Origin of the sequence: Staphylococcus sp. NWU MKU2, from assembly GCF_033283605.1 — a bacterium.
GTDB lineage: Bacteria > Bacillota > Bacilli > Staphylococcales > Staphylococcaceae > Staphylococcus > Staphylococcus haemolyticus.
The window spans coordinates 143,237-168,380 of record NZ_JAVSMH010000002.1; the positions used below are offsets into that span (position 1 = coordinate 143,237).

A 25,144-nucleotide genomic window follows, 5' to 3' on the forward strand; every position below is an offset into this window, starting at 1 on the left:
AACTAGCGCAATTTTAACAATTATTGAATTGACGCTTGAATTTTAATTTCTACATTATTACGTATAGAATTCGAAATCATACAATTATTATCAGCTATTTCTAATAATTTAGGAAGTCGTTTCTCAAGATTTGCTTTGTCTTCCGCAGTCACTGAAATTTTAGGATAATGTGTTATTGTAGCCATTTTAAACTTACCATTCTCGAATAGGGCAGTACCCACTGAATCATTTATCAGATTGATGTCGGTAAATTTTGCTCTTTCTAATGTTGCTGCTAATGAGATGATATAACAAGACGATGCTGCTGATACTAATAATTCATCAGGATTTGTACCTACTCCATTACCACCAAGCGGTGCAGGTATAGAAATTTGTTCAGAAATAATGTCTCCATTAACAGTTCCAACTTCTTCTCTTCCACCACGCCATTCTGTTTGTACTTTAAAATCATGCTTAACCATTTATGTTTAACCTCCACTTATAATATGGTAATTTAAGTGTAGTTTAAAGTGTGACATAATTAAAGAAAGGTGACTTTTTATGAAAATTAATAAACCTAATCAAGCATTTCAAATAGTTGCTCATCGTGGTTTATCTAATCAATTTCCAGAAAATACTCTTGTTGGTTTTAAGGCGGCTTTAATGCAACATGTTGATATGTTAGAAATAGATGTACATTTCAGCAAAGACAATCATTTAGTTGTTATACATGATGACACTATTAATCGAACTTCGAATGGTGAAGGAAAAGTAAAAGACTATACACTTGAAGAATTGTTAACATTTGATTTTGGAGTAAAACATGATAAATCTTTTCAAAATACTAAGATTTCAACATTTGAAGAGGTGTTATCCTTAATTAAAAATTTTTCAAAAAAGTTACTTATTGAGATTAAAGTTCCACATCAATATCCCGGAATAGAAGAAGCTGTATTAAATGCTTTAGAAATATATAAAGTTCCTAAACATAAGGCAATCATTCAATCTTTTGATGAAGATTGTATGAAACGTTTAAACTCATTGGATAGTGAGTATCAATTAGGGTTGCTTATTAGTAGAAAGAAATATTGGTATAAATCTCCAAATTTTGAAGAAATATCTGATTATGCAAATTTTATTAATCCTAATTACAAATTAGTTAATTCTAAATTTATAAAAAATGCACATAGTCAATCATTGAAGGTTATTCCATATACTGTGAATAAACCGAAAGATGTTAAAAAACTTATAAACCTTGGCGTAGATGGCATTATTTCTGATTTACCAGAGGATATCTTTAGAATATAAAATCATTTTGATCATCTATGATATAAAAAAAACCACCCATTCCATAAGAAAGGGTGGTTGTTCATTATCATGAACTTATCTTGAGTAGTACTCAACGATTAATTGTTCATTAATTTCAGCTGGTAATTCGCTACGTTCAGGGAAGCGTACGAAAGTACCTTTTAAGCTATCTGCATCAAAGTCTAAGTATTCTGGTACGAAATTATTAATTTCAACAGATTCTTTGATGATGTCTAAGTTTTGTGATTTTTCACGTACAGTGATAACTTGACCAGGTTTTAATGAATATGATGGAATATCAACACGACGACCATCAACTTCAACGTGACCGTGACCAACTAATTGACGTGCTTGACGACGAGTACGAGCTAAACCTAATGAATAAACAACTGCGTCTAAACGACTAGCTAGTAAAATCATGAAGTTTTCACCATGTACACCGTGTTGTTTACCAGCGATGTCAAATGTGTTACGGAATTGTCTTTCAGTCATTCCATATAAATAACGTAATTTTTGTTTTTCACGTAATTGTAAACCATATTCTGATAATTTTTTACGTTGGTTTGGACCATGTTGTCCTGGTGCGTAAGGACGTTTTTCTAATTCTTTACCAGTACCGCTTAATGAGATACCTAAACGACGAGATTTTTTCCAGTTTGAACCTCTGAATCGAGCCATATTAAGACTCCTCCTTTTTCTTTTTTGTTGTTATGAATAAACAAAAAAGAGTGTTGCATGCCCAATAGGATATGTTGTTTTATGTGTCTTCACCTTATAGCGTCAGTTACGCGACACGTCCTCATCGGGAACAACATAGAGCTTATTGATATGCAACTGCTATTTTCGTTAATTCACACAAAGTTCATTGTAACAGTATTTTACAAAGTGTCAATACTTTTTAGTTATTTAGTTAGCTGTTTTTCAAGAACTTTGACAATAACTTCTAAACCTTCCTTATCTTCATTAGTAAATCGATCTGCGATAGGTGCATCAATATCTAGAACCCCAATTATTTCATCATTGACATGAATTGGAATTACTATTTCTGATTTACTGTTTGCATCGCAGGCAATGTGTCCTGGGAACGCGTGTACATCTTTAACTAACTGAGTTTTATCTTCTGCAACTGCAGTACCACAGACACCTTTGCCAATTGCAATATGAACGCAAGCTGGATGACCTTGAAAGGGTCCAAGAATTAGTTCTTCATTTTCAATTAGATAAAAACCAACCCAATTAATTTGATCTAAATTATCATTTAATATAGCTGATGTATTGCTTAGAATTGCGATAAGGTTCTGTTCGTCTTCGATTAAACTTTGAAGCTGTTTCGTTAATAAATTATAATTTGTTTCTTTTATTAATGGCATATGCTTACCTCATTTTGTTATTTTTAATAAAAGTATAAATGGAAAAATTTATTCTATCAATTCATTCATTTACTATTTTAATGAAAGCGGTATTTGCGTTATAATAATGATAATATAGGAGGAGAATGAGATGGTTTTATACACAATATTAGCAATAATTATCATTGTTTTAATCATTGTAGGAATCATGTTTTATTTACGTTCTAACAAACGAAAAATTGTTGAAGAAGCTGAAGAACGTAAGTTGAAAGTTCAAAGATTACCTTTTGAAGAAAATTTAAAACAACTTTCTGAATTAAATTTAAAAGGTGAAACTAGAACAAAATATGATGCTTTTAAGAGAGACACCTTAGACTATACAAATAACTATTTAGCACCCGTAGAGGAAAAAATCCACGATGCTGAAATTCAACTTGATAAGTTTCAATTTTCTGGAGCTCAAAGTGACATTGACGATGCACATGAATTAATGGATAAATATGAAGCTGGGTATCAACAACAAGTTGAAGATATTAATGAAATTGTTTCTTTACATAAGGAAAATGAACAAGTTTATGAAAAGTGCAAGACTAATTATCGAGAAATGAAGCGTGATGTGTTAGCTAACAGACATCAGTTTGGCGATGCAGCTTCACCACTTGAAAAAAGAATTGAATCATTTGAGCCAGAACTTGTACAGTATGAAGAACTTAAAGAAGAAGGTAATTACGTTCAAGCACACAACCACATTATGGGTCTAAATGAATCTATGAATGAAGTCCAAAAGTATATGGATGAAATTCCAGAATTAATTAGAGAAGCCCAAAAAGAACTACCTGGACAATTTCAAGATTTGAAATATGGTTGTCGTGACTTAAAGATGAACGGTTATGATCTAGATCACGTTAAAATCGATGGTACGCTACAAAGCTTAAAGACAGAGTTGAATTTTGTAGAACCTATGATCAGTCGTCTTGAGTTAGATAATGCAAACGATAAACTTGAACAAATTAATGATAAGCTTGATGAAATGTATGATTTGATTGAGCATGAAGTTAAAGCTAAAAATGAAGTGGAAGAAACTAAAGAACAAATTACTGATGAATTGTTCAAAGCACGTGAGATGAATTACACATTACGTACAGAAATTGACTATATTCGTGAGAATTATTTCATTAATGAAAGTGATGTTCATAGCATTAGACAACATGAGAACGAAATTCAAAATTTAGTAGCAGTTTATGATGAAATTCTTAAAGAAATGGCTAAATCTGCTGTACGTTATAGCGAAGTTAAAGACAACTTAGAATATTTAGACGATCACGTTAAAGTAATTAATGAGAATCAAGAAAAATTACAAAATCATCTTATTCAATTGAGAGAAGATGAAGCTGAGGCAGAAGATAATCTTTTAAGAATTCAATCTAAAAAAGAAGAAGTTTATCGCCGACTTTTAGCTTCAAATTTAACAAGTGTACCTGAAAGATTCATTATTATGAAAAATGAAATTGACCATGAAGTTCGTGAAACGAATGATCAATTTAGTGAACGTCCAATTCACGTTAAACAACTTAAAGATAAAGTTGTCAAAATTGTTATTCAAATGAATACTTTTGAAGATGAAGCAAATGATGTATTGGTAAATGCCGTATACGCAGAACGTTTAATTCAATATGGTAACCGTTATCGTAAAGATCATAATAATGTAGATAAGAGTTTAAACGAAGCAGAACGCTTGTTTAAAAATAATCGTTACAAACGATCAATTGAAATTTCAGAACAAGCACTTGAAAGTGTAGAACCTGGAATTACTAAATATATTGAAGATGAAGTAGCCAAAGGTTAATTTCGCTTGTCTTATTGACAATAAAAATTTATAGCTTTGGTAAGTAATAAATGTTAGGTTAAAGCAAATAAATAGTAGTCTATTTTGAGGTGGGACCATGAATTCATAATGAATTCTGTCCCATCTTTTTTGATTTGTTTAAAGTTATAGTAAGTTATTGAATTCAAGGGGAGTTACTTAAATTCAGAACGCTTAATAAATAATGCTAAATAAGTTTTCAACTCAAAATCATTTAATTTGAGTCCGACGCCTTTTATTTTTATTTAAAAATAGTATAATGCTTTAGTATCTATTTTTGAAAAATATGTCTATAAAAGATAAATTTACTAAGGGTAAATAAATAATTTAATAGAGAATGAAAGAGAGTGTTTTAAGTGATCTATTTTGATAATGCAGCCACTACAAAGCCTCATAAAGATGTACTCGATTCATTTAATAAAGTAAATGAAACTGTTTATTTCAATCCAAATAGTCCTCATAAGTGGGGGTTGCAAGCGGAGAAGGTGCTTCTACAAGCAAAGGAGTGTATATCTTCAATGCTATCTATAGGACAAAATACAGATGTTATTTTCACAAGTGGTGCCACTGAATCGAATAATATAGCTTTAAAAGGTATTGCTTATCGTAAAAAGCAATTTGCAAATGAAATTATTACTTCCGTTTTAGAACATCCATCTGTCTTAGAAGTTATGAGATATTTAGAAGAAGATGGGTTTGTATTAAAATATGTTGATGTTAATGCGGATGGCCGTGTTGATATTGAACATTTAGCTTCATTGATGAATGATAAGGTCGGCCTTGTTTCTTGTATGTATGTGAATAATATTATGGGACAAATTCAACCTATTGATGAAATAGTGAACATATTAAAAGAATATCCTAAAGCACATTTACACGTTGATGCAGTTCAAGCTTTGGGAAAGATAACAATGAACCTTGAAGGTGTTAATAGTGTAAGCTTTAGTGGCCATAAATTTAATGGACTTAAAGGACAAGGTCTCCTATTAATTGACAATAAAGATAAATTAGAGCCTATTGTTCATGGCGGAGGACAAGAATACGGCGTAAGAAGTGGAACAGTGAACTTGCCGATGAATGTGTCACTAGTGAAAGCAATAACTTTAGCAATGGATAATTTAAATGAACGTAATCAACGATTAAGTGATTACAACCATGAATTACGTGAATTTTTAAAAGAGTTTAGAGGTGTATATATCAATTCTCCTATGGATTGTGCACCGCAAATATTAAATATTGCGTTTCCAGGTGTGAAAGGTGAGGTCTTAGTTAATGCATTTTCTAAAATGGATATCATGGTTTCAACTACAAGCGCTTGCTCATCTAAAAGAGGGAAACTAAATGAAGTTTTAATGTCAATGGGACTTCCTGATAATAAAATTGAAGGAAGTATTAGATTATCCTTAGGAGATATGACTACTCAAGAAGATATTGATCAATTTAAAGTGAAATTTGGAACAATATACAAAGAAATTAAGGAGTTGTTAAAGTAAATGGAGTTTGATCATTTATTAGTTAGATATGGTGAACTGACTTTAAAAGGAACAAATCGGAAAAAGTTTGTAAATGCTTTGAAAGATAACGTCATTAAGTCTTTACAAACTATAGAAGGAACGCATGTTAAAGGTAAGAGAGATAGAATGTATATCTCATTAACTGAAGAAGCGGATGCACAAGAGGTAATCAATCGCTTAACTAAAATATTTGGTATTAAATCTATTAGTCCTGTTCATAAAACATCTCAAGAATTAGATGAAATAAAAAAATTATGTGTTGATTTAGCTCAAGATTTTAAACCGGGAGAGACATTCAAAATTGATGTTAAACGTGTAGATAAGTCATTTCCAATGGACACATATGCTTTACAACGTGAACTTGGAGGTGCGATTTTACAAGCAACTGAAGATATATCGGTTGATGTGAAACAACCGGGTTATAACGTAAGAGTTGAAGTAAGAATGGATGGTGTGTATGTATTCACACAAATTTATGAAGGTGCTGGAGGTTTACCAGTTGGCACTGGCGGTAAAACACTCTTAATGTTGTCAGGAGGCATTGACTCTCCAGTAGCTGGAATGGAAATTATGAAACGTGGTGTTTATATAGAAGCGATTCATTTCCATAGTCCACCTTTCACTAGTGAAAAAGCTAAAGATAAAGTGATTGAACTTACACGTATCCTCTCTGAAAGAGTGGGACCAATAAAATTGCATATAGTGCCATTTACAGAATTACAAAAACAAATAAATAAAGTAGTTCATCCTAGATACACAATGACATCTACACGTCGCATGATGTTACGTGTAGCGGATATTGTATTAGAAAAAGTTGGGGCTAATGCGATTGTTAACGGTGAAAATTTAGGACAAGTGGCAAGTCAAACATTAAAGAGTATGTACGCAATTAATGATGTGACTTCTACTCCGATTTTAAGACCACTTGTTTCGCTTGATAAGGAAGATATTGTCAAGAAAGCACGAGAGATTGGTACATTTGATGTTTCGATTCAACCTTATGAAGACTGTTGTACTATTTTCACTCCTAAAAATCCTGTAACTGAACCAGATTTTGATAAAGTAATTAAATATGAAAGTGTATTTAACTTCGATGAAATGGTTCAACGTGCAGCAGATAATATTGAAACATTAACGATTAACAAAGATTATAAGAGCGAAAAAGACCAAAACACTGATGCATTAATTGATGAGTTATTCTAAAATAGAGTAATCAAGTATTAAAAACAAAGGGGATATGCATCATGGAGATAACGCTAAATATTATATTGATTATTATAGCATTTGGATTTTTAGCTGCTTTTATCGATGCAGTAGTAGGTGGTGGTGGCCTAATTTCAACACCAGCTCTATTAGCTATAGGAATGCCACCTTCATTGGCGCTTGGTACTAACAAATTAGCCAGTTCATTTGGATCGCTTACAAGTGCAATTAAGTTTATACGTTCAGGCAAAGTAGATTTAAATATTGTACTTAAGTTATTTCCATTTGTGTTTATATTTGCAGCAGGCGGTGCTAGTTTAGCTACTATGTTGCCTGCACAAGTTTTAAAGCTTTTAATTATCATTATATTGAGCCTTGTACTGATATATACAATTATGAAAAAAGATTGGGGAAATGTGCGCACATTTTCTAAGCTAACAATTGGTAAAGCTATCATTTTTGTATCATTAATGTTAATGATTGGCTTTTATGATGGTTTCTTAGGTGGAGGCACTGGCTCTTTTATGTTATTTGTTTTGCTTATGTTTGGATTTGATTTTTTAAGTGCAACAGGTAATGCGAAAGTCTTAAATTTTGCTTCTAATTTAGGTGCATTAGTTCTGTTTATTATCTTAGGTCAGGTTGATTTTGTGTATGGCTTAATTATGGCTGTAAGTATGATAATTGGTTCATATGTAGGTGCACAATTTGCCATAAGCAAAGGTGTTGGTTATGTAAAGATACTTTTTATCATCGTTACAGCAGTTCTAATTTTGAAAAACACATATGACTACATTTTACAACTGCTTCAACATTAGATATGCTTCAGTTTTAAATGATTGATTTAAGTTTTACGACTGTCGTATGATAACAATATAATGATAAATACTATAGGAGGTCATTTCATCATGCCACAAATTACTTTTAAAAATAATCCAGTTCATTTAGCTGGTTCTGAAGTATCAGAAGGGCAACATGCTCCTGACTTTAAAGTATTAGATAACGATTTAAATGAAGTTAGTTTAGAAAATTATAAAGGTCAAAAGAAATTAATCAGCGTTGTACCTTCTATTGATACAGGTGTGTGTGACCAACAAACTCGTAAATTTAATGAAGAAGCGGCGCAAGAAGACGGTGTTGTTTTAACTATTTCTGCAGATTTACCATTTGCTCAAAAAAGATGGTGTGCATCAAATGGTTTAGATAACGTTATTACTTTAAGTGACCATAAAGACTTATCATTCGGTCAACAATATGGTGTCGTTATGGAAGAGTTAAGATTATTAGCTCGTTCTGTTTTTGTATTAGATAGCAATGACAAAGTTGTATATAAAGAATTAGTTAGTGAAGGTACTGATTTCCCTAATTTTGATGCTGCATTAGAAGCATATCGCAACATTTAATATCAATTTTAGATGATAGATATAACGTAAAAGTGTCCATATTTATTTCAGAAATGCTACTTTAAATTAGCGTTGATTATTTTGAAGAAATAAACCGAATGGACACTTTTTTAATGGAGAGGATTAAGTTTATGAGTGAAGAACAAACAATCATGGAAAAGCTTTTCAAAACATTAGATGAAAAAGCTAAAGCTTTAAATGAACAAAACGGTCAAAGTTTTATTGAGAATTTAGGATTAGCAATGGAAGATGTTTATAGTAATAAACGTGAATTATTAGAACAAACCACATTACAAGATCGTAGAAAAGCATTTCAGTTCGCTTATTTAAGTTTAATGCAAGAAGAAACAATTCAAGCCAATCACCAAATAACACCCGATTCTATAGGTTTAATTCTCGGATTTTTAGTTCAAAAATTTACTGAAAACAACGAAGAATTACATGTTGTAGATATCGCTAGTGGTGCAGGCCATTTAAGTGCATCTGTTAATGAAGTGCTTAAGGATACTACAATAATGCATCATCTTATTGAAGTTGATCCGGTACTTTCAAGAGTTAGTGTACATTTAGCAAATTTCTTGGAGATACCGTTTGATGTTTATCCTCAAGATGCAATTATGCCGTTACCTTTAGAAGAAGCGGATATAGTTATTGGTGATTTACCGATAGGATATTATCCTCTAGATGAACGAAGTCATGAAATGCAATTAGGATTTAAAGAAGGGCATAGCTATTCTCACTATTTACTAATTGAACAAGCAATTACTGCTTTGAAACAATCTGGTTTCGCATTTTTAGTAGTTCCAAGTAATATTTTTGAAGATGAAAATGTAAAACAGTTGGAAAATTTCATTGCTACAGAAACAGAAATGCAAGCATTTCTAAATTTACCTAAGACGTTATTTAAGAACGAAAATGCGCGTAAATCAATATTGATTTTACAAAAAAAAAAATCGAATGAGACTAAGCCAGTTGAAGTGTTATTAGCAAATATTCCTGATTTTAAAAATCCTAATCAATTCCAAGGATTTATTGGTGAATTAAATACTTGGATGAAAGACAATCATCCTCAAAAATAAACTGTGATATTCTTGAATTATGTCTGTATTAATGGTTAAATAAATATGGATATTAATTAATAAATTGGAGGACAATAATATATGTCTAGTTTAGTTTTAGCGATTAACGCTGGTAGTTCTTCTTTAAAATTTCAACTAATAAGAATGCCTGAAGAAACTCTAGTAACAAAAGGTTTAATCGAACGTATCGGTATTAAAGATTCAATCTTCACAATTGAAGTGAATGGTGAAAAAATTAAAGATGTTAAAGATATCAAGGATCATGAAGAAGCAATTAACATCATGTTAGACAGTTTCAAACAACATGGCATCATTGATGACATTAATGATATTGCTGGTACAGGACAACGTGTTGTGCACGGTGGTGAGTTATTCCCAACGTCTGCATTAGTTACAGATAAAGTGGAAGAACAAATTGAGTCATTAAGTGAATTAGCACCATTGCATAACCCTGCTAACTTAATGGGTATCCGTGCATTCAGAAAATTATTACCAAACATTCCTCATGTAGCAGTGTTTGATACTTCATTCCACCAATCAATGCCAGAACAATCATATTTATATAGCTTACCTTACCAATACTATAAAGATTATGGTATTCGCAAATATGGTTTCCATGGTACAAGTCACAAATATGTATCACAACGTGCTGCTGAAATCATGAATAAACCAATTGAAGAGTTACGCATTATCTCTTGTCATATTGGTAATGGTGCATCAATTGCTGCCATCGATGGTGGTGAATCAATCGATACATCAATGGGATTCACTCCATTAGCAGGTGTTACAATGGGTACACGTTCAGGTAATATCGACCCTGCATTAATTCCTTTCATTATGCAAAAGACTGGTCAAAACGCCGAAGAAGTTCTTAATGTATTAAACAAAGAATCAGGTCTACTTGGTATTTCAGGTACATCAAGTGACTTACGTGACCTTGAAAGTAATGCAGAAGAAGGTAAAGAACGTGCACAATTAGCACTAGACGTATTTGCTTCAAGAATTCATAAATATATTGGTTCTTATGCTACAAGAATGCATGGCGTGGATGTCATTGTATTTACAGCTGGTGTAGGAGAAAACTCTTCAACAGTACGTGCTAAAGTATTAGAAGGCTTAGAATTCATGGGCATCTATTGGGATCCTAAGAAAAATGAAGCAATCCGTGGTGAAGAAGGATTTATCAATTACCCACACTCACCAGTTAAAGTTATTGTTATTCCAACAAATGAAGAAGTTATGATTGCTAGAGATACAGTTAAATTTGGCGAATTATAATCGATAGTAGGGTGAATAAAAAAGCACAAAAATGATTGTTGTTTTAAACATCATTTTTGTGCTTTTCCTATTATATTATATGCAAGATTCATTGTTAATATTCAGTATGATTAATCTTTAGTAATAATTTTGAAGTCATATACTTTAACTTAGACTTCATGTAGTACGTTTATGTTAATTATTACTCTCTATAATATATATCACCTTGAATTTCTTTGTCATACCTTTTTTCTAGGAGACCATTTGAATCAAATGAGAAATAAAATGTATCAATATTGTTGTTCACATCTATAAAATCCACCTCAGCAAACTTGCCATCATACTTTGTGACTTGATACTTTAATAATTCTTTTCTTCCTAATACTTCTCTTTTTAATTCTCCGTTAGATCTAAATTCTAGATATGAACCATATACTGTGAAATACTTACCGACTAATTTCTTTTTAAATTTTTCTTCTTCTGATATTTTTGGTTTTGTGATAGTATTAATAATATTTTGGCTACACCCAGAAACAATTAATGAAATGCAAATAATTGTAAATACAAGTAATAAGATTTTTTTCATAAGTTTACTCCTTAAATAATTTAAAAATATTTTATAAAACTTATTAAAATATATAAAGAGTTAAAAAATCTATTTTTTGGATATAAGTAACTAAAGAAAACTAATGTTGCATGGATATAAAATAAAAAAGAGATAGAGTATTATACTCTATCTCCATAAATATTTACCTTGAGTGTGATATAACTTTTATGAATATTGTTTTCTAAATTCTGGAGTCGCAACTTCAGGTTGGAAATCTTCAGGAATTTCTTCTGTACGTACTACTAATACATCACATGGTGCGTGACGTACAATTGCTTCAGATACAGAACCGACAATAAATCTTTCAACGGCATTTAAACCTGAAGTACCACACATAATTAAATCTACACCTAATTCACTTGCTAATTTTTTAGGGATAATTGCTTTAGGAGAACCAAATTCTAAACGAGTTTCAACGTTAGTTACTCCAGCACGCGTTGCAACTTCTTGATAACCTTTTAATAATTCTTCAGAGAAACTTCTAGACTTCTCAGTGAATTGTGCATCGTATACTTCATAAGAAGAATACGTTCTTGAATCGATAATGTTCACTATAGTTAATTTAGCGTCATTACGTTTAGCTACGTCTACTGCTTTGTTGAAAGCCCACTCAGCTTCGTGTGAACCATCAACTGCGATTAAAATGTTTTTGTATGTTAACATCTTAATAACCCCCTTAGCTTTTCTTACTTATATATTACCACAAATTTCAGAATTTTTACTCTTTATATTTTAACAATAATGTGTACTTTTTCTGATTGCGCTTTCATTGGTTTAGCGTTACGATAGTGATGGAGGTGGATGGAATGAAAATTGGTATTCCAAAAGAGATAAAAAATAACGAAAACAGAGTTGGTTTGTCACCAAGTGGTGTACATGCATTAGTTGAGCAAGGACATACAGTACTTGTTGAGAAAGATGCTGGTTTAGGTTCATTCTTTGAAGATAAAGATTACAAAGATGCAGGTGCTGACATTGTATCTGAACAGTCATCTGTATGGGATGTAGAAATGGTTATTAAAGTTAAAGAACCATTGGAAGAAGAGTATAAATATTTCAAAGAAGGACTCATCTTATTTACATACCTACATCTTGCTAATGAAGAAAAATTAACTCAAGCGTTAGTTGATAATAAAGTCGTAGGTATTGCCTATGAAACGGTTCAATTACCTGACCGTTCATTACCATTATTAACACCAATGAGTGAAGTTGCAGGACGTATGTCTGCTCAAGTTGGCTCACAATTCCTACAAAAATTTAACGGTGGAATGGGTATTTTACTTGGAGGCGTTCCTGGAGTACCAAAAGGTAAAGTATCTATCATCGGTGGCGGTCAAGCTGGTACAAATGCGGCTAAAATCGCACTAGGTTTAGGTGCTAATGTTACAATCTTAGATGTAAACCCTAAACGATTAGCTGAATTAGATGATTTATTTGATGGCCGTGTGAACACAATTATGTCTAACCCATTAAATATTGAAAATGCAGTTAAAGAAAGTGATTTAGTTATTGGTGCCGTATTAATCCCTGGTGCAAAAGCACCTAGCTTGGTAACTGAAGATATGATTAAACAAATGAAAGATGGTTCAGTGATTGTTGATATCGCTATTGACCAAGGTGGTATTTTTGAGACTACAGATAAAATTACGACACACGATGATCCAACATATGTAAAACATGGTGTTGTTCACTATGCAGTTGCGAATATGCCAGGTGCAGTACCTCGTACATCTACAATTGCATTAAATAATGCAACATTACCTTATGCGCAATTATTAGCAAGTAAGGGTTACCGTGAAGCATTCAAAGCTAACCACGCATTATCTTTAGGTTTAAATACGTACAAAGGTCATGTAACTCACAAAGGTGTAGCTGAAGCGTTCGGTTTAGAATATACATCTGTTGAAGATGCATTAAAAGAAGATTAATAATTGATTTAATATAAATAATCCAGTTGAGTGCATAGTTTTTTACTATAAACTCAACTGGATTTTTAATTTTTATTTATCATAGTGTGTTAGTATTTCATAACCATTTTCAGTTACTAAAATATCATCTTCAATACGAACGCCAGCAACATTTGGTACATATATACCAGGTTCTATCGTAATAACCATTCCCGCTTCAAGTAGGTTTGAATTTGTACTTGAAACATCTTGATATTCATGTTCTTCTAAACCAAGGCCATGTCCTAATCTGTGAGGGAAATAATCACCGTATCCAGCATCACTTATAATGTCTCTAGCGATTTTATCAATTTCTTGTAAAGGGACGCCTGCTTTAATTGCCTCAATTGCATTGGTTTCTGCTTCTAAAACAATATTATAAATTGTTTGAGCTTCTTCAGAAGGGGTTCCGAATTTTACTGTACGTGTCATATCGCTACAATAATGATTATATATAACCCCTAAATCAAATAATACATATTCATCTTTAACAAGTTTTCTTTCTCCTGGTGTCCCGTGAGGTGATGCAGCGTGATCTCCAAATAATACCATTGTGTCAAAACTCATCTCACTAACACCAAATTTTTTGATTTCATTTTCAATATGATTGACTACTTCACGTTCTGTTACACCAACTTTAAGGAATTCGGTACCAATTTCGATGCATTTGTCAGCGAGTTTTGCCGCTTCGCGAATATTTTCAATTTCGGATTCGTTTTTAATATTACGTAATTCTTTAATTGTTTGATCAATATCGCCATAGTGCTGAACACCAAAGTTTTGAGTTAACTCGCGTTGACGTTTTACTGTTAAGTGTTCACTTTCAATCAATAACTTATTAAAAGATAACGGATCAATTTCAAAAGGATTCTCAGTATCTAAGTAGCCAATGATTTTTCCTTCAAATGGAGAATTCTTAACTTCTTCAACTTCCATCTTTGGACAATATAAGGTTTGATCTCCATTTGCTGTAATTAATAGTGCAAATAGTCTCTTATGAGGTTCGCTTCTATACCCAGTGAAGTAGAATACATTGAGAGGAGTTGTTATCCATGCAGCGTCAGCTTGTTCATGTTGTAATTGTTTAGTTATTTTTTCGATTTTACTCATTCAATCATCTCCATTAAGTATTTATGTTAATTTTACGTCTAATCAGCTTAGAATTCAAAATTATTTAATGCAATAAGCGATTATTTTAGTTTCATGTTATATCTTTAATAGCTAGGGTATAATTATAATAATCAAGCAATAGGAGGCTATAATTATGAAACTTTCTTTTCATGGGCAATCAACGATTTATTTTGAAGGTAATGGTAAAAAAGTAATTGTAGATCCATTTATTTCGGGTAATGACAAATGTGATTTAGATGAACAAACATTAGATGTAGACTATATTATTTTAACTCATGGTCATGCCGATCACTTTGGCGATGTAGTTGAGTTAGCAAATCGTAATCACGCAACTGTTATAGGTTCTGCTGAATTACAAGGGTATTTAAGTACTTATCACGGTGTAGAAGATGTTCATGGTATGAATATCGGTGGCAAAGCTAAATTTGATTTTGGTAGCGTTAAATATGTTCAAGCTTTCCATAGTTCAAGTTTCACACATGAAGATGGTATCCCTGTTTACTTAGGCATGCCAATGGGACTTATATTAGAAGTTGAAGGTAAAACGATTTATCACATGGGTGATACAGGATTGTTTAGTGATATGAAATTAATTGTTGAAAGACACCCTGTTGATGTATGTTTTGTTCCAATTGGAGATAACTTTACTATGGGTATTGATGATGCAAGTTATGCAATTAATGAATTTGTTAAACCTAAGATTTCGGTTCCAGTTCATTACAATACTTTCCCATTAATTGAACAAGATCCACAGCAATTTAAGGATGCAGTGCATGAAGGTGAAGTACAAATATTAGAACCTGGTGAGTCTGTATCATTTTAATAAATGTAAATATAAATGAAGTAATTAATTAGTTTAATGAAATAAATAAGCACAAAGGTGATTTATACATGAACAATCATCTTTGTGCTATTATTTTGACGCATCTTTTGAAATTGTACTAACTATTTTACAATCAATACAGGGATGGTAGCACGTTTAGCTACTTTGTGACTTACGCTGCCTAATACGAATTTTTTCTGAGATTCAGCTTTACGGTTACTTAATACGACGATTTCATATTTACCACTATTAGCGTGTTTCACTAATTCGTCCTTAGGGTTACCACGCACGATGATTTGATCATAATCAATGCCGTAGTCTTCTAAAGTAGTTCGTGTTTTTTCTAGCAATTGACTACGTTTTTCAGTCAATTCATTAATATGCGTACCAGCTTTAATTGATGCTTGTGCATCCTGTTCACCAATCGCATTTAAAATAGTTACTACGGTATCTGGACCTGCTAATTTTGATACTTCCTTCAACGCTTTCTCATTTTTTAATTGAGTATCTACACCTAATAAAATATTTTTATACATAGGTCATCCCTCCTCATAAACAATTATATATAAAATATTTTAATTTTACCAATGTATATAATTAAAATAATTAAAGATTTAATTAACATAACTTGATTTATTAATTAATAAAAAATCAAACTGATGAAGCGTTTTTAAAACTAATTAATTTACATTTTCTAAATCGATTTTTTATGATTAAAAAGTTATAATAAATAAAACACTGTACATTATAAAGAGGTATTATCAATGACTAAACATGAACAAATCATAGCATACATAGAATCGTTAAATGTTGGCCAAAAAATTTCTGTCAGGAAAGTTGCCAAAGTAATGAAAGTATCTGATGGGACGGCATATAGAGCTATAAAAGATGCCGGACAACTTGGGTTAGTAACTACCATTGATAGAGTAGGTACAGTACGTATTGATAAAAAGAATCGTGAGGAGATTGAGAACCTTACGTTTAAAGAAATTTTAAAAATCATTGATGGAGATATCATTGGTGGTAAAAATGGATTAACAAAAAGTGTTTCAAAATTTGCGATAGGTGCAATGGAACTTAAAGATGTGGTTAAATATTTAAGTCATCATACATTGTTAATCGTAGGTAATAGGCCCGATGTTCAGTTAGAAGCGTTAAAAAGAGGTAGTGGCGTACTTATTACTGGAGGTTTTAAAACAACACAAAAAATTATTGATTATGCTAATAATCATGATTTACCAATCCTGTCTTCAAATTATGATACATTTCTTGTAGCCAATATTATTAATAGAGCAATGTATAATCAAATGATTAGAAAAGAAATTTTAATAGTTGAAGATATAGTGAAACCAATTAACGATATGACGGTTATATTTGATGAAATGGGTATTGAAGATTATAAATCACGTGCCAAAGTTACAGGTCATTCAAGGTTTCCAGTTGTAGATAAAGATTGGCGATTAGTTGGGATCGTTACGAGTAAGGAAGTCATTCAAATGAACTCGGATGATACCATTGCTAAAGTAATGACGAAACGTCCTATCAATGTTGAATTAAATACAACGGTAGCGAGTTGTGCTCACATTATGATTTGGGAAGGAATTGAGATATTACCCGTAACTCAGAATAAAAGAGCAATAGGTGTAATAACGAGAGATGACGTATTAAAAGCGATGCAACTTATTGGCAGACAACCTCAAATAGGTGAGACGATTAATGATCAAATAGCGAAACATATTACGATTTCACAAAGTGATATTTCGGTTGAGGTTTCTCCGTTATTAACCAATCAATATGGCACATTAAGTAAGGCTGTATTTGTCGCTATTATTGAAGAAACAATAAAACATGAATTGCGAAAATATAAAAAGGTAGATGTTATGATTGAAAGTTTAAATATCATCTATATTAAAACTGTGCCAATTGAAGCATCAATTAGAGTTCAATATGACATGCTCGATGTTGGAAGGAACTTTGCTAAATTGGAAGTCGCGATGGTAAGCGGGAATGAAAAAGTCGCAAATGCAATGATAATTTGTCAGATGTTTGAGGATATGCAAAGTATTTAATTTTAAAGTAATAAATCTAATTTAAGGAGATATAATAATGGTAGAAATTTTTAATGAAATCATGCAAAGAGTTAAAGAGGCAGAAACAATTATTATTCATAGACATGTGAGACCAGATCCAGATGCTTATGGCTCACAACTTGGATTAAAGTTATATCTTGAACGAAAATTCCCTGAAAAAAATGTCTATGCTGCAGGTGAAGCTGAACCATCATTATCATTTATAGGAGACTTAGATAAAATTGATGACAGTTTATATAGTGATGCACTTGTAATTGTATGTGATACTGCAAATGCAGCACGTATTGATGATCAAAGATATTTAAATGGACAGTCATTAATTAAAATAGATCATCATCCTGCTACTGATCAATACGGCGATGTAAATTTTGTTAATACTGAAGCATCTTCTACAAGTGAAATTATATTTGATTTCATCGTACATTTTAATGATCTAAGTTTTATTGATGAACAAGTAGCTCGAGTATTGTATTTAGGTATTGTTGGAGACACAGGGCGATTCTTATTCAGTAATACATCACCCCATACAATGGAAGTTGCTAGTCAATTATTGGCATATCCATTCAATCATAATGCCGAATTAAATAAAATGTCCGAAAAAGATCCTAAGTTAATGCCTTTCCAAGGATATATTTTACAAAATTTTGAACTATCAGATTCACATGAATATTGTCAAATTAAAATAACTAATGATGTTTTAAAGCAGTTTGACATTCAGCCTAATGAAGCTTCTCAATTTGTAAATACAGTTGCGGATATTAGCGGTTTAAAAATATGGATGTTTGGTGTAGATGAGGGAGATCAAATTAGATGTCGTATTCGATCTAAAAGGATTACTATTAATGATGTCGCTAATCAATTTGGTGGGGGAGGCCACCCAAATGCATCAGGTGTGTCAGTCTATAGTTGGGATGAATTTGAAGAATTAGCACAAGCTTTACGTCAGAAATTATAAATTTAAGAAAGGAAGTCATTCATGGTTGCTCATTTAAATCTTCATACAGCATATGATTTATTAAATTCTAGTTTGAGAATCGATGATGTAGTTAAAAAAGCACAACATAATCATTATGATACATTAGCGATTACTGATACTAATGTCTTATATGGCTTCCCTAAATTTTATGATGCTTGTATTAAAGCCAATATTAAACCAATTTTTGGAATGACAGTTAACGTTACGGATGGTTTGTATACAATTGAGACTGTGGTTTTAGCTATAAATAATGATGGCTTAAGATCACTATTTCAACTCTCTTCCGCAATTAAAATGAAGCAAAAAGACGTTATATCAGTTGAGTGGTTAAAAAAGTATTCAACAAATATAGTAATCATATTTAAACAAGCAAATCAATCTCATTATTCTATAGTTGAACAATTTCAAAACCACCAAAATATATTTATAAATCATTCAAGCGACTTAGCATTTTATAATAATATAAAAGTAGTTTGGTTTGAAAATGCACGATACTTAAATCAAGAAGATGTTGGGACGATTCCAGCACTTGAAGCAATTAAAAATAATACTAAGCTAGATTTGGTTAATGATACTGAAGATATTGGGGAACATTTTCCTAATCAAAATGAATTAGAAACATTAAATATAGACAGAGAGGTATGGAATAATACACTTGAACTAGCTAATTTATGTAGTGCAAGCTTAGAATATCATCAAAATTTACTACCTAAATTCGATGCACCATCAGGTAGTTCCTCAAAAGAGTGTTTATGGTCACAACTTCAATCAAGTTTAAAGAAGATGGAATTAAATCATGATGAACGCTATACAAAAAGATTAGAACATGAATATCGCGTTATAACTGAAATGGGTTTTGAAGACTACTTTTTAATTGTGAGTGATTTAATTCACTACGCTAAAACACATGATGTTATGGTTGGTCCTGGGCGGGGATCCTCAGCTGGTTCATTAGTTAGCTTCCTACTCGGCATTACTACAATAGATCCAATTAGATTTAATCTATTATTTGAACGTTTTTTAAATCCTGAACGTGTAACAATGCCAGATATAGATATTGATTTTGAAGACACGCGTAGGGAAAGAGTCATTCAATACGTTCAAGATAAATATGGAAAACATCGTGTTTCGGGTATTGTCACATTCGGACATTTATTGGCTAGGGCCGTTGCAAGAGATGTAGGTCGCATAATTGGATTTGATGATAAAACTTTAAATGAAATTTCTAAGTTAATACCTAATCAACTAGGTATAACTTTAGATAAGGCATATGAGGATGAGCAATTTAAGCAATTTGTACATAGAAATCATCGACATGAAAAGTGGTTTGAATTAAGTAAGAAATTAGAAGGCTTACCTAGACATACTTCAACACATGCAGCAGGTATTATTATTAACGATCAACCTTTATATAATTATGCACCACTTACATTGGGCGATACTGGTTTATTGACGCAATGGACGATGACAGAAGCAGAGCGAATTGGTCTACTAAAGATTGACTTTTTGGGGTTAAGAAATTTATCTATCATACATCAAATTATCACTCAAGTAAAAAAAGATTTAAATATTACTCTAGAGATTGAAGAGATACCGTTTAATGATGTAGATGTATTTAAGTTATTATCTAGGGGAGATACAACTGGAATCTTCCAACTTGAATCCGAAGGTGTAAGAAAAGTATTAAAACGACTTCAGCCTGAACATTTTGAAGATATCGTTGCGGTTACGTCTTTATATAGACCAGGACCTATGGAAGAAATTCCGACTTATATTTCACGACGACATAACGAAAGTGAAATTAAATACTTACATCCTGATTTAGAACCCATACTTAAAAATACGTATGGTGTAATAATCTATCAAGAACAAATTATGCAAATCGCTAGTCAATTTGCTAGCTTTAGTTATGGACAAGCAGATATTTTACGTCGTGCCATGAGTAAAAAGAATAGAGCAGTATTAGAAAGTGAAAGACAACATTTTGTCGAAGGTGCGATAAAAAATAAATATGATGAGAAGATAAGTAAACAAATATTTGATTTAATTCTTAAGTTTGCTGATTATGGATTTCCTAGAGCACATGCAGTAAGTTATTCAAAAATTGCATATATCATGGCATATTTGAAGGTTCACTATCCTAATTATTTTTACGCTAATATTTTAAGTAATGTCGTTGGTAATGAATCTAAAACAGCGGCCATAATTGATGAAGCTAAAAATCAAAAATTGAAAATTTTGCCTCCTAATATTAATGAAAGCTATTGGTATTATAGAGCAACTAAATCAAATATTTATCTATCCTTAGGTGCTATTAAAGGTGTTGGTTATCAGAGCGTTAAATCAATTGTTGATGAAAGGTATCAAAATGGTAAGTATAAAGATTTCTTTGATTTTACTAGACGAATTCCAAATCGCATAAAGACTAGAAAATTACTTGAATCATTAATATTGGTAGGCGCTTTTGATACTTTTGGAAAAACACGTTCAACTTTATTAAGTTCTATTGATCAAGTTTTAGATGAAGTGTCAAATGTAGAACAAAACGATTTGTTAATGGATATTTTAACACCTAAGCAAGCTTACACTGATAAAGAGGAATTTAGTGATCAAATGATTAGTAGTTACGAAATGGAATACTTGGGATTTTATGTTTCTAATCATCCAGTTGAAAAGCAATTTAATAAAAAGCAATATTTAGGTATCTATACACTAAGTAATGTTGTTAATCACAAACCTATTTTGGTTCAAGTAGATCAAATCAAACAAATAAGGACCAAGAATGGTCAAAATATGGCATTTTTAGTTCTAAATGATGGACGACATACGATGGATGCAGTTTTATTTCCAGATAAGTTCAAATGGTATGAAACTCAATTAAATGAGAGAGAAATGTATATTGTTTGGGGGAAATTTGAAAAGAGAAAACAACAATTGCAGCTCATTTTAAATCAAATGGATTCAGTTGAACATTTCGAAGTAACTAAAATAAATGAGGCATCTCAAATTATTTTAAGAAACATTCAAAACTTAGATGAAATTAAACAAATTCTTAATGATCATCAAAACAACTATATGATTAAAGTGAATATATATAATGAACAAACTGGAGAACTTGATTATTTGGGTAGTATGGATAAAACATCGAATGAAATTAAAAACTTTGTTGAGGCTTTTGATCCAAAAGATATAAGAATTTTATAACTTTTATGTATAAAAAAATTATGATATAGTAAACTGATGATTTATAAAATAAAGTCATCAGTTTATTTTATCTTAAAAAATTTTAAATGCAGAGAATATATATTCATTATACTGATGAACTTTCGATATTTTAGTAAATAAACAGGGGTTGATTTAATGTCTTTAAGAGATGATGCATTACAAATGCATAAAGAAAATCAAGGTAAGTTGGAAATTACACCTAATATCAAAGTTACTAATAAAGAAGAATTAAGTTTAGCCTATTCACCAGGCGTAGCAGAACCGTGTAAAGAAATACATGAAGATCCAAGAACTGTATATGATTACACGATTAAAAGAAATACTGTGGCTGTTGTTACTGATGGCACTGCAGTTTTAGGTTTAGGTAATATTGGTGCCTCAGCTAGTATTCCTGTTATGGAAGGTAAAGCTGTTCTTTTTAAAAGTTTTGCAGGTATAAATGGTGTACCTATCGCTTTAGATACTAAAGATACAGAAGAAATTATTAGAACAGTTAAATTAATTTCACCTAATTATGGAGGAATTAATCTAGAAGATATTTCAGCACCAAGATGTTTTGAAATTGAAGATCGTCTTAAAAAAGAAACTAATATTCCAGTTTTCCATGATGATCAACATGGTACAGCGATTGTTACTATGGCTGGTTTAATCAATGCACTAAGAATAGTTGATAAAGATTTATCTGATATTAAAGTTGTGTTAAATGGTGCAGGTGCAGCAGGTATTGCAATTGTTAAATTATTAGATTCTTACGGTGTCAGAAATATGATAATGTGCGATTCAAAAGGTGCTATTTTTGAAGGTCGATCTTATGGTATGAATGACACTAAGGATTATGTAGCTAAATTCACAAATAAAGATAAAATTGAAGGTTCATTACAAGATGTAATTAAAGATGCTGATGTATTTATAGGTGTTTCAGTTGATAACTTACTATCAAAAGACATGGTTAAATCAATGGCGGATGATGCAATCATCTTTGCAATGGCTAACCCAGATCCAGAAATCAAGCCCGATGATGCTAAAGAAGCAGGCGCTAAAGTTGTAGGAACAGGTCGTTCAGATTTTCCAAACCAAATTAATAATGTACTTGCGTTCCCAGGTATTTTTAGAGGTGCATTAGACACTGAATCAACACACATAAATGAAGATATGAAGAAAGCGGCGGTTGTAGCGATTGCTAATCTTATAGATGAAGATGAGTTAAATCCGGATTATTGTATTCCTGGTCCTTTCGATAAAAGGGTAGCTCCTTCAGTTGCACGTGAAGTTGCAAAAGCAGCAATGGAAACTGGCGTGGCAAGAATTGAAGTGGATCCTCAAAAAGTTTATGATAAAACAATGCAATTAACAGACTTGAAATAACCTAGAATTGCAACAATTTTAATAAAAAACAAAGACATGTATTATTTCTAACTCATATTTTATGTTCGATCATATATTAAATTGAGATGTAATAAATTAAGGTTGTATGGTTAGGTGGAGGTTTACGAATGTTTAAAGACTTTTTTAATCGTAGTAGTAAAAAACGAAAATATTTAACAGTTCAAGATTCAAAACAAAATGAAGTACCAGCAGGTATTATGACTAAATGTCCAAAATGCAAAAAAATAATGTATACAAAAGAATTAAATGAGAATTTAAATGTATGTTTTAACTGTGATCACCATATTGCATTACCTGCATATAAGAGAATTGAAGCAATCACTGATGAAAATAGTTTCGTTGAATTTGATAAAGGAATGACATCAGCAAATCCTTTAGACTTTCCTGGTTATCAAGAAAAAATTGAAAAAGACCAACAAAAAACTGATTTAAGCGAAGCGGTTGTAACCGGTACTGCCAAACTAGATGGTGTTCGATTTGGTGTAGCTGTTATGGATGCTAGATTTAGAATGGGAAGTATGGGTTCAGTTGTTGGTGAGAAAATATGTCGAATTATTGATTATGCAACAGAACATAGACTACCATTCATATTATTTTCTGCAAGTGGTGGTGCTAGGATGCAAGAGGGTATTATTTCATTGATGCAAATGGGTAAAACGAGTGTTTCATTGAAACGACACTCAGATGCCGGATTATTATATATTTCTTATCTTACGCATCCAACAACTGGTGGTGTTTCTGCTAGTTTTGCATCTGTTGGGGATATCAATTTAAGTGAACCTAAAGCCTTAATTGGATTTGCTGGTCGACGTGTTATTGAGCAAACTATTAATGAGAAACTTCCAGATGATTTCCAAACTGCAGAGTTTCTTCTTGAGCATGGTCAACTTGATAAAGTTGTTCACCGTAAAGAGATGAAAGAAACACTTGCTCAATTATTAAAATTGCACCAAGAGGTGAATAAAGATGCTTGATTTTGAAAAACCACTTTTTGAAATAAAAAATAAAATTGAATCTCTTAAGCAATCTCAAGAAAAAAATGATGTAGATTTACAAGATGAAATTGATTTACTTGAAGCATCACTTGAAAGAGAAACCAAAAAAATATATACCAATCTTAAGCCTTGGGATAGAGTGCAAATTGCTCGTCTCCAAGAACGACCTACGACATTAGACTATATTCCATATATCTTCGATTCATTTATTGAATTGCATGGAGATCGTAATTTTAGAGATGACCCTGCAATGATTGGTGGAATTGGGTATTTAAACGGTACCCCTGTTACAGTTATAGGCCAACAAAGAGGTAAAGATACTAAGGATAATATATATCGAAATTTTGGTATGGCGCATCCTGAAGGTTATCGTAAAGCATTAAGATTAATGAAACAAGCAGAGAAATTTAATAGACCTATTTTTACTTTCATTGATACTAAAGGTGCTTATCCAGGTAAAGCTGCTGAAGAACGCGGACAAAGTGAATCTATTGCCAGAAACTTAGTTGAGATGGCATCTCTAAAAGTGCCAGTTATAGCTATCGTTATCGGCGAAGGTGGTAGTGGTGGTGCACTAGGAATAGGTATAGCCAATCGAATTATGATGCTTGAAAACAGTACGTATTCTGTTATTTCCCCAGAGGGAGCAGCGGCACTGTTATGGAAAGATAGTTCATTAGCAAAAATGGCTGCCGAAACTATGAAAATTACTGCAAAAGATTTACATCATTTAAACGTTATTGATAGTGTGATTGACGAACCTTTAGGTGGTGCACACAATAATATAGAACAACAAGCTATTGATATTAAGCAAGCATTCGTAAATCAATTAGAACAACTTCAACAACAAAGTGCTGATGAATTAGTTGAAGATAGATTTAATAAGTTTAGAAATATCGGTGCTTTTATTGAAAAATAGCTGGGCTGGGACAAATACAAATTAATATTTAAAACTACTTTGAAAACACAGTTGCAAATTAAGTTGTGAAGGAACCTTTATTATATTTTT

General features: G+C 31.8%; 23 protein-coding genes. 16 read left to right on the forward strand and 7 right to left on the reverse strand.

What is annotated here, in order from left to right; translation table 11 throughout:
* Positions 1-20 precede the first annotated feature (20 nt).
* Complete coding sequence (locus SBL15_RS04150) at positions 21-461, reverse strand: OsmC family protein (protein WP_107611754.1); 441 nt, start codon at positions 459-461, stop codon at positions 21-23.
* A 79-nt stretch (positions 462-540) separates the two neighbouring features.
* Between SBL15_RS04150 and SBL15_RS04155 the strand changes: the two genes are divergently transcribed.
* Positions 541-1,287, forward strand: a complete 747-nt coding sequence (locus tag SBL15_RS04155; RefSeq protein ID WP_107611753.1) for a glycerophosphodiester phosphodiesterase — start codon at positions 541-543, stop codon at positions 1,285-1,287.
* Between the two features lie 75 nt (positions 1,288-1,362).
* On the opposite strand, the gene rpsD is transcribed toward SBL15_RS04155, so the two are convergent.
* Positions 1,363-1,965, reverse strand: a complete 603-nt coding sequence (gene rpsD / locus SBL15_RS04160; RefSeq protein WP_011275505.1) for a 30S ribosomal protein S4 — start codon at positions 1,963-1,965, stop codon at positions 1,363-1,365.
* Positions 1,966-2,189: 224 nt separating this feature from the next.
* Positions 2,190-2,657: a GAF domain-containing protein gene (locus SBL15_RS04165; RefSeq protein WP_107611752.1), complete on the reverse strand. Its 468-nt coding sequence runs from the start codon at positions 2,655-2,657 to the stop codon at positions 2,190-2,192.
* A 130-nt stretch (positions 2,658-2,787) separates the two neighbouring features.
* On the opposite strand from SBL15_RS04165, the gene ezrA reads away from it, so the two are divergent.
* From ezrA to SBL15_RS04200, 7 genes are all read left to right on the forward strand, one after another.
* On the forward strand, positions 2,788-4,482 hold the full coding sequence (ezrA, locus tag SBL15_RS04170) for a septation ring formation regulator EzrA (RefSeq protein ID WP_107611751.1): 1,695 nt from the start codon (positions 2,788-2,790) through the stop codon (positions 4,480-4,482).
* Between the two features lie 374 nt (positions 4,483-4,856).
* Positions 4,857-5,993: a cysteine desulfurase family protein gene (locus SBL15_RS04175; protein WP_317955254.1), complete on the forward strand. Its 1,137-nt coding sequence runs from the start codon at positions 4,857-4,859 to the stop codon at positions 5,991-5,993.
* A complete protein-coding gene (gene thiI / locus SBL15_RS04180; RefSeq protein WP_317955256.1) occupies positions 5,994-7,217 on the forward strand; it encodes a tRNA uracil 4-sulfurtransferase ThiI in 1,224 nt (407 codons plus the stop codon).
* Positions 7,218-7,258: 41 nt separating this feature from the next.
* A complete protein-coding gene (locus SBL15_RS04185) occupies positions 7,259-8,035 on the forward strand; it encodes a TSUP family transporter (RefSeq protein WP_317955258.1) in 777 nt (258 codons plus the stop codon).
* 90 nt (positions 8,036-8,125) lie between these two features.
* Positions 8,126-8,620: a thiol peroxidase gene (tpx, locus tag SBL15_RS04190; RefSeq protein ID WP_317955260.1), complete on the forward strand. Its 495-nt coding sequence runs from the start codon at positions 8,126-8,128 to the stop codon at positions 8,618-8,620.
* Positions 8,621-8,751: 131 nt separating this feature from the next.
* The gene (locus tag SBL15_RS04195; RefSeq protein ID WP_317955262.1) at positions 8,752-9,699 is read left to right on the forward strand and encodes a class I SAM-dependent methyltransferase; all 948 of its coding nucleotides are present in this window, start codon (positions 8,752-8,754) and stop codon (positions 9,697-9,699) included.
* An 81-nt stretch (positions 9,700-9,780) separates the two neighbouring features.
* Complete coding sequence (locus tag SBL15_RS04200; protein WP_107611746.1) at positions 9,781-10,977, forward strand: acetate kinase; 1,197 nt, start codon at positions 9,781-9,783, stop codon at positions 10,975-10,977.
* A 181-nt stretch (positions 10,978-11,158) separates the two neighbouring features.
* Here SBL15_RS04200 and SBL15_RS04205 read toward each other — a convergent pair whose 3' ends face one another.
* Together SBL15_RS04205 and SBL15_RS04210 are read right to left on the reverse strand one after the other, a co-directional pair.
* Positions 11,159-11,542 carry a hypothetical protein gene (locus tag SBL15_RS04205; protein ID WP_107613804.1) on the reverse strand — a complete coding sequence of 128 codons (384 nt, stop codon included), beginning with the start codon at positions 11,540-11,542 and terminating at the stop codon, positions 11,159-11,161.
* A gap of 186 nt (positions 11,543-11,728) precedes the next feature.
* Entirely contained in the window at positions 11,729-12,226 is a 498-nt protein-coding gene (locus SBL15_RS04210; RefSeq protein ID WP_011275514.1) for a universal stress protein, read from the reverse strand.
* A gap of 143 nt (positions 12,227-12,369) precedes the next feature.
* On the opposite strand from SBL15_RS04210, the gene ald reads away from it, so the two are divergent.
* The gene (gene ald / locus SBL15_RS04215; RefSeq protein WP_011275515.1) at positions 12,370-13,491 is read left to right on the forward strand and encodes an alanine dehydrogenase; all 1,122 of its coding nucleotides are present in this window, start codon (positions 12,370-12,372) and stop codon (positions 13,489-13,491) included.
* Between the two features lie 72 nt (positions 13,492-13,563).
* Here the strand turns inward: ald and SBL15_RS04220 are convergent, their stop codons facing one another.
* Positions 13,564-14,619 carry a M24 family metallopeptidase gene (locus tag SBL15_RS04220; RefSeq protein ID WP_107612623.1) on the reverse strand — a complete coding sequence of 352 codons (1,056 nt, stop codon included), beginning with the start codon at positions 14,617-14,619 and terminating at the stop codon, positions 13,564-13,566.
* Between the two features lie 154 nt (positions 14,620-14,773).
* On the opposite strand from SBL15_RS04220, the gene SBL15_RS04225 reads away from it, so the two are divergent.
* Positions 14,774-15,463, forward strand: a complete 690-nt coding sequence (locus tag SBL15_RS04225) for a metal-dependent hydrolase (protein ID WP_107612625.1) — start codon at positions 14,774-14,776, stop codon at positions 15,461-15,463.
* A gap of 122 nt (positions 15,464-15,585) precedes the next feature.
* Here the strand turns inward: SBL15_RS04225 and SBL15_RS04230 are convergent, their stop codons facing one another.
* Positions 15,586-15,999, reverse strand: coding sequence for a universal stress protein (locus tag SBL15_RS04230; protein WP_011275518.1), 414 nt, complete (start codon positions 15,997-15,999; stop codon positions 15,586-15,588).
* Between the two features lie 228 nt (positions 16,000-16,227).
* On the opposite strand from SBL15_RS04230, the gene SBL15_RS04235 reads away from it, so the two are divergent.
* From SBL15_RS04235 to SBL15_RS04260, 6 genes are all read left to right on the forward strand, one after another.
* Positions 16,228-17,532 carry a DRTGG domain-containing protein gene (locus tag SBL15_RS04235; RefSeq protein ID WP_107612627.1) on the forward strand — a complete coding sequence of 435 codons (1,305 nt, stop codon included), beginning with the start codon at positions 16,228-16,230 and terminating at the stop codon, positions 17,530-17,532.
* Positions 17,533-17,569: 37 nt separating this feature from the next.
* Positions 17,570-18,508, forward strand: coding sequence for a bifunctional oligoribonuclease/PAP phosphatase NrnA (locus tag SBL15_RS04240; protein ID WP_317955263.1), 939 nt, complete (start codon positions 17,570-17,572; stop codon positions 18,506-18,508).
* 21 nt (positions 18,509-18,529) lie between these two features.
* The gene (locus SBL15_RS04245; protein ID WP_317955264.1) at positions 18,530-21,733 is read left to right on the forward strand and encodes a DNA polymerase III subunit alpha; all 3,204 of its coding nucleotides are present in this window, start codon (positions 18,530-18,532) and stop codon (positions 21,731-21,733) included.
* Between the two features lie 156 nt (positions 21,734-21,889).
* Positions 21,890-23,119: an NADP-dependent malic enzyme gene (locus tag SBL15_RS04250; RefSeq protein WP_107611710.1), complete on the forward strand. Its 1,230-nt coding sequence runs from the start codon at positions 21,890-21,892 to the stop codon at positions 23,117-23,119.
* Between the two features lie 128 nt (positions 23,120-23,247).
* Positions 23,248-24,114 (forward strand): acetyl-CoA carboxylase, carboxyltransferase subunit beta, encoded by an 867-nt coding sequence (gene accD, locus SBL15_RS04255; RefSeq protein ID WP_107611711.1) that lies wholly within the window; start codon positions 23,248-23,250, stop codon positions 24,112-24,114.
* The gene (locus SBL15_RS04260) at positions 24,107-25,054 is read left to right on the forward strand and encodes an acetyl-CoA carboxylase carboxyltransferase subunit alpha (RefSeq protein WP_107637939.1); all 948 of its coding nucleotides are present in this window, start codon (positions 24,107-24,109) and stop codon (positions 25,052-25,054) included. The genes accD and SBL15_RS04260 overlap by 8 nt, the downstream gene beginning before the upstream one ends.
* The last annotated feature ends 90 nt before the right edge of the window (positions 25,055-25,144 follow it).

Bases quoted from the DNA above. Each gene is read 5' to 3' on its own strand.
- rpsD (WP_011275505.1), bottom strand. From the start codon at position 1,965: ATGGCTCGATTCAGAGGTTCAAACTGGAAAAAATCTCGTCGTTTAGGT.
- SBL15_RS04245 (WP_317955264.1), top strand. From the start codon at position 18,530: ATGGTTGCTCATTTAAATCTTCATACAGCATATGATTTATTAAATTCT.
- SBL15_RS04250 (WP_107611710.1), top strand. From the start codon at position 21,890: ATGTCTTTAAGAGATGATGCATTACAAATGCATAAAGAAAATCAAGGT.
- SBL15_RS04165 (WP_107611752.1), bottom strand. From the start codon at position 2,657: ATGCCATTAATAAAAGAAACAAATTATAATTTATTAACGAAACAGCTT.
- SBL15_RS04205 (WP_107613804.1), bottom strand. From the start codon at position 11,542: ATGAAAAAAATCTTATTACTTGTATTTACAATTATTTGCATTTCATTA.
- ald (WP_011275515.1), top strand. From the start codon at position 12,370: ATGAAAATTGGTATTCCAAAAGAGATAAAAAATAACGAAAACAGAGTT.
- SBL15_RS04155 (WP_107611753.1), top strand. From the start codon at position 541: ATGAAAATTAATAAACCTAATCAAGCATTTCAAATAGTTGCTCATCGT.
- SBL15_RS04195 (WP_317955262.1), top strand. From the start codon at position 8,752: ATGAGTGAAGAACAAACAATCATGGAAAAGCTTTTCAAAACATTAGAT.
- thiI (WP_317955256.1), top strand. From the start codon at position 5,994: ATGGAGTTTGATCATTTATTAGTTAGATATGGTGAACTGACTTTAAAA.
- SBL15_RS04240 (WP_317955263.1), top strand. From the start codon at position 17,570: ATGGTAGAAATTTTTAATGAAATCATGCAAAGAGTTAAAGAGGCAGAA.
- SBL15_RS04220 (WP_107612623.1), bottom strand. From the start codon at position 14,619: ATGAGTAAAATCGAAAAAATAACTAAACAATTACAACATGAACAAGCT.
- SBL15_RS04150 (WP_107611754.1), bottom strand. From the start codon at position 461: ATGGTTAAGCATGATTTTAAAGTACAAACAGAATGGCGTGGTGGAAGA.
- SBL15_RS04225 (WP_107612625.1), top strand. From the start codon at position 14,774: ATGAAACTTTCTTTTCATGGGCAATCAACGATTTATTTTGAAGGTAAT.
- ezrA (WP_107611751.1), top strand. From the start codon at position 2,788: ATGGTTTTATACACAATATTAGCAATAATTATCATTGTTTTAATCATT.
- tpx (WP_317955260.1), top strand. From the start codon at position 8,126: ATGCCACAAATTACTTTTAAAAATAATCCAGTTCATTTAGCTGGTTCT.
- SBL15_RS04230 (WP_011275518.1), bottom strand. From the start codon at position 15,999: ATGTATAAAAATATTTTATTAGGTGTAGATACTCAATTAAAAAATGAG.
- SBL15_RS04235 (WP_107612627.1), top strand. From the start codon at position 16,228: ATGACTAAACATGAACAAATCATAGCATACATAGAATCGTTAAATGTT.
- SBL15_RS04185 (WP_317955258.1), top strand. From the start codon at position 7,259: ATGGAGATAACGCTAAATATTATATTGATTATTATAGCATTTGGATTT.
- SBL15_RS04210 (WP_011275514.1), bottom strand. From the start codon at position 12,226: ATGTTAACATACAAAAACATTTTAATCGCAGTTGATGGTTCACACGAA.
- SBL15_RS04200 (WP_107611746.1), top strand. From the start codon at position 9,781: ATGTCTAGTTTAGTTTTAGCGATTAACGCTGGTAGTTCTTCTTTAAAA.
- SBL15_RS04260 (WP_107637939.1), top strand. From the start codon at position 24,107: ATGCTTGATTTTGAAAAACCACTTTTTGAAATAAAAAATAAAATTGAA.
- accD (WP_107611711.1), top strand. From the start codon at position 23,248: ATGTTTAAAGACTTTTTTAATCGTAGTAGTAAAAAACGAAAATATTTA.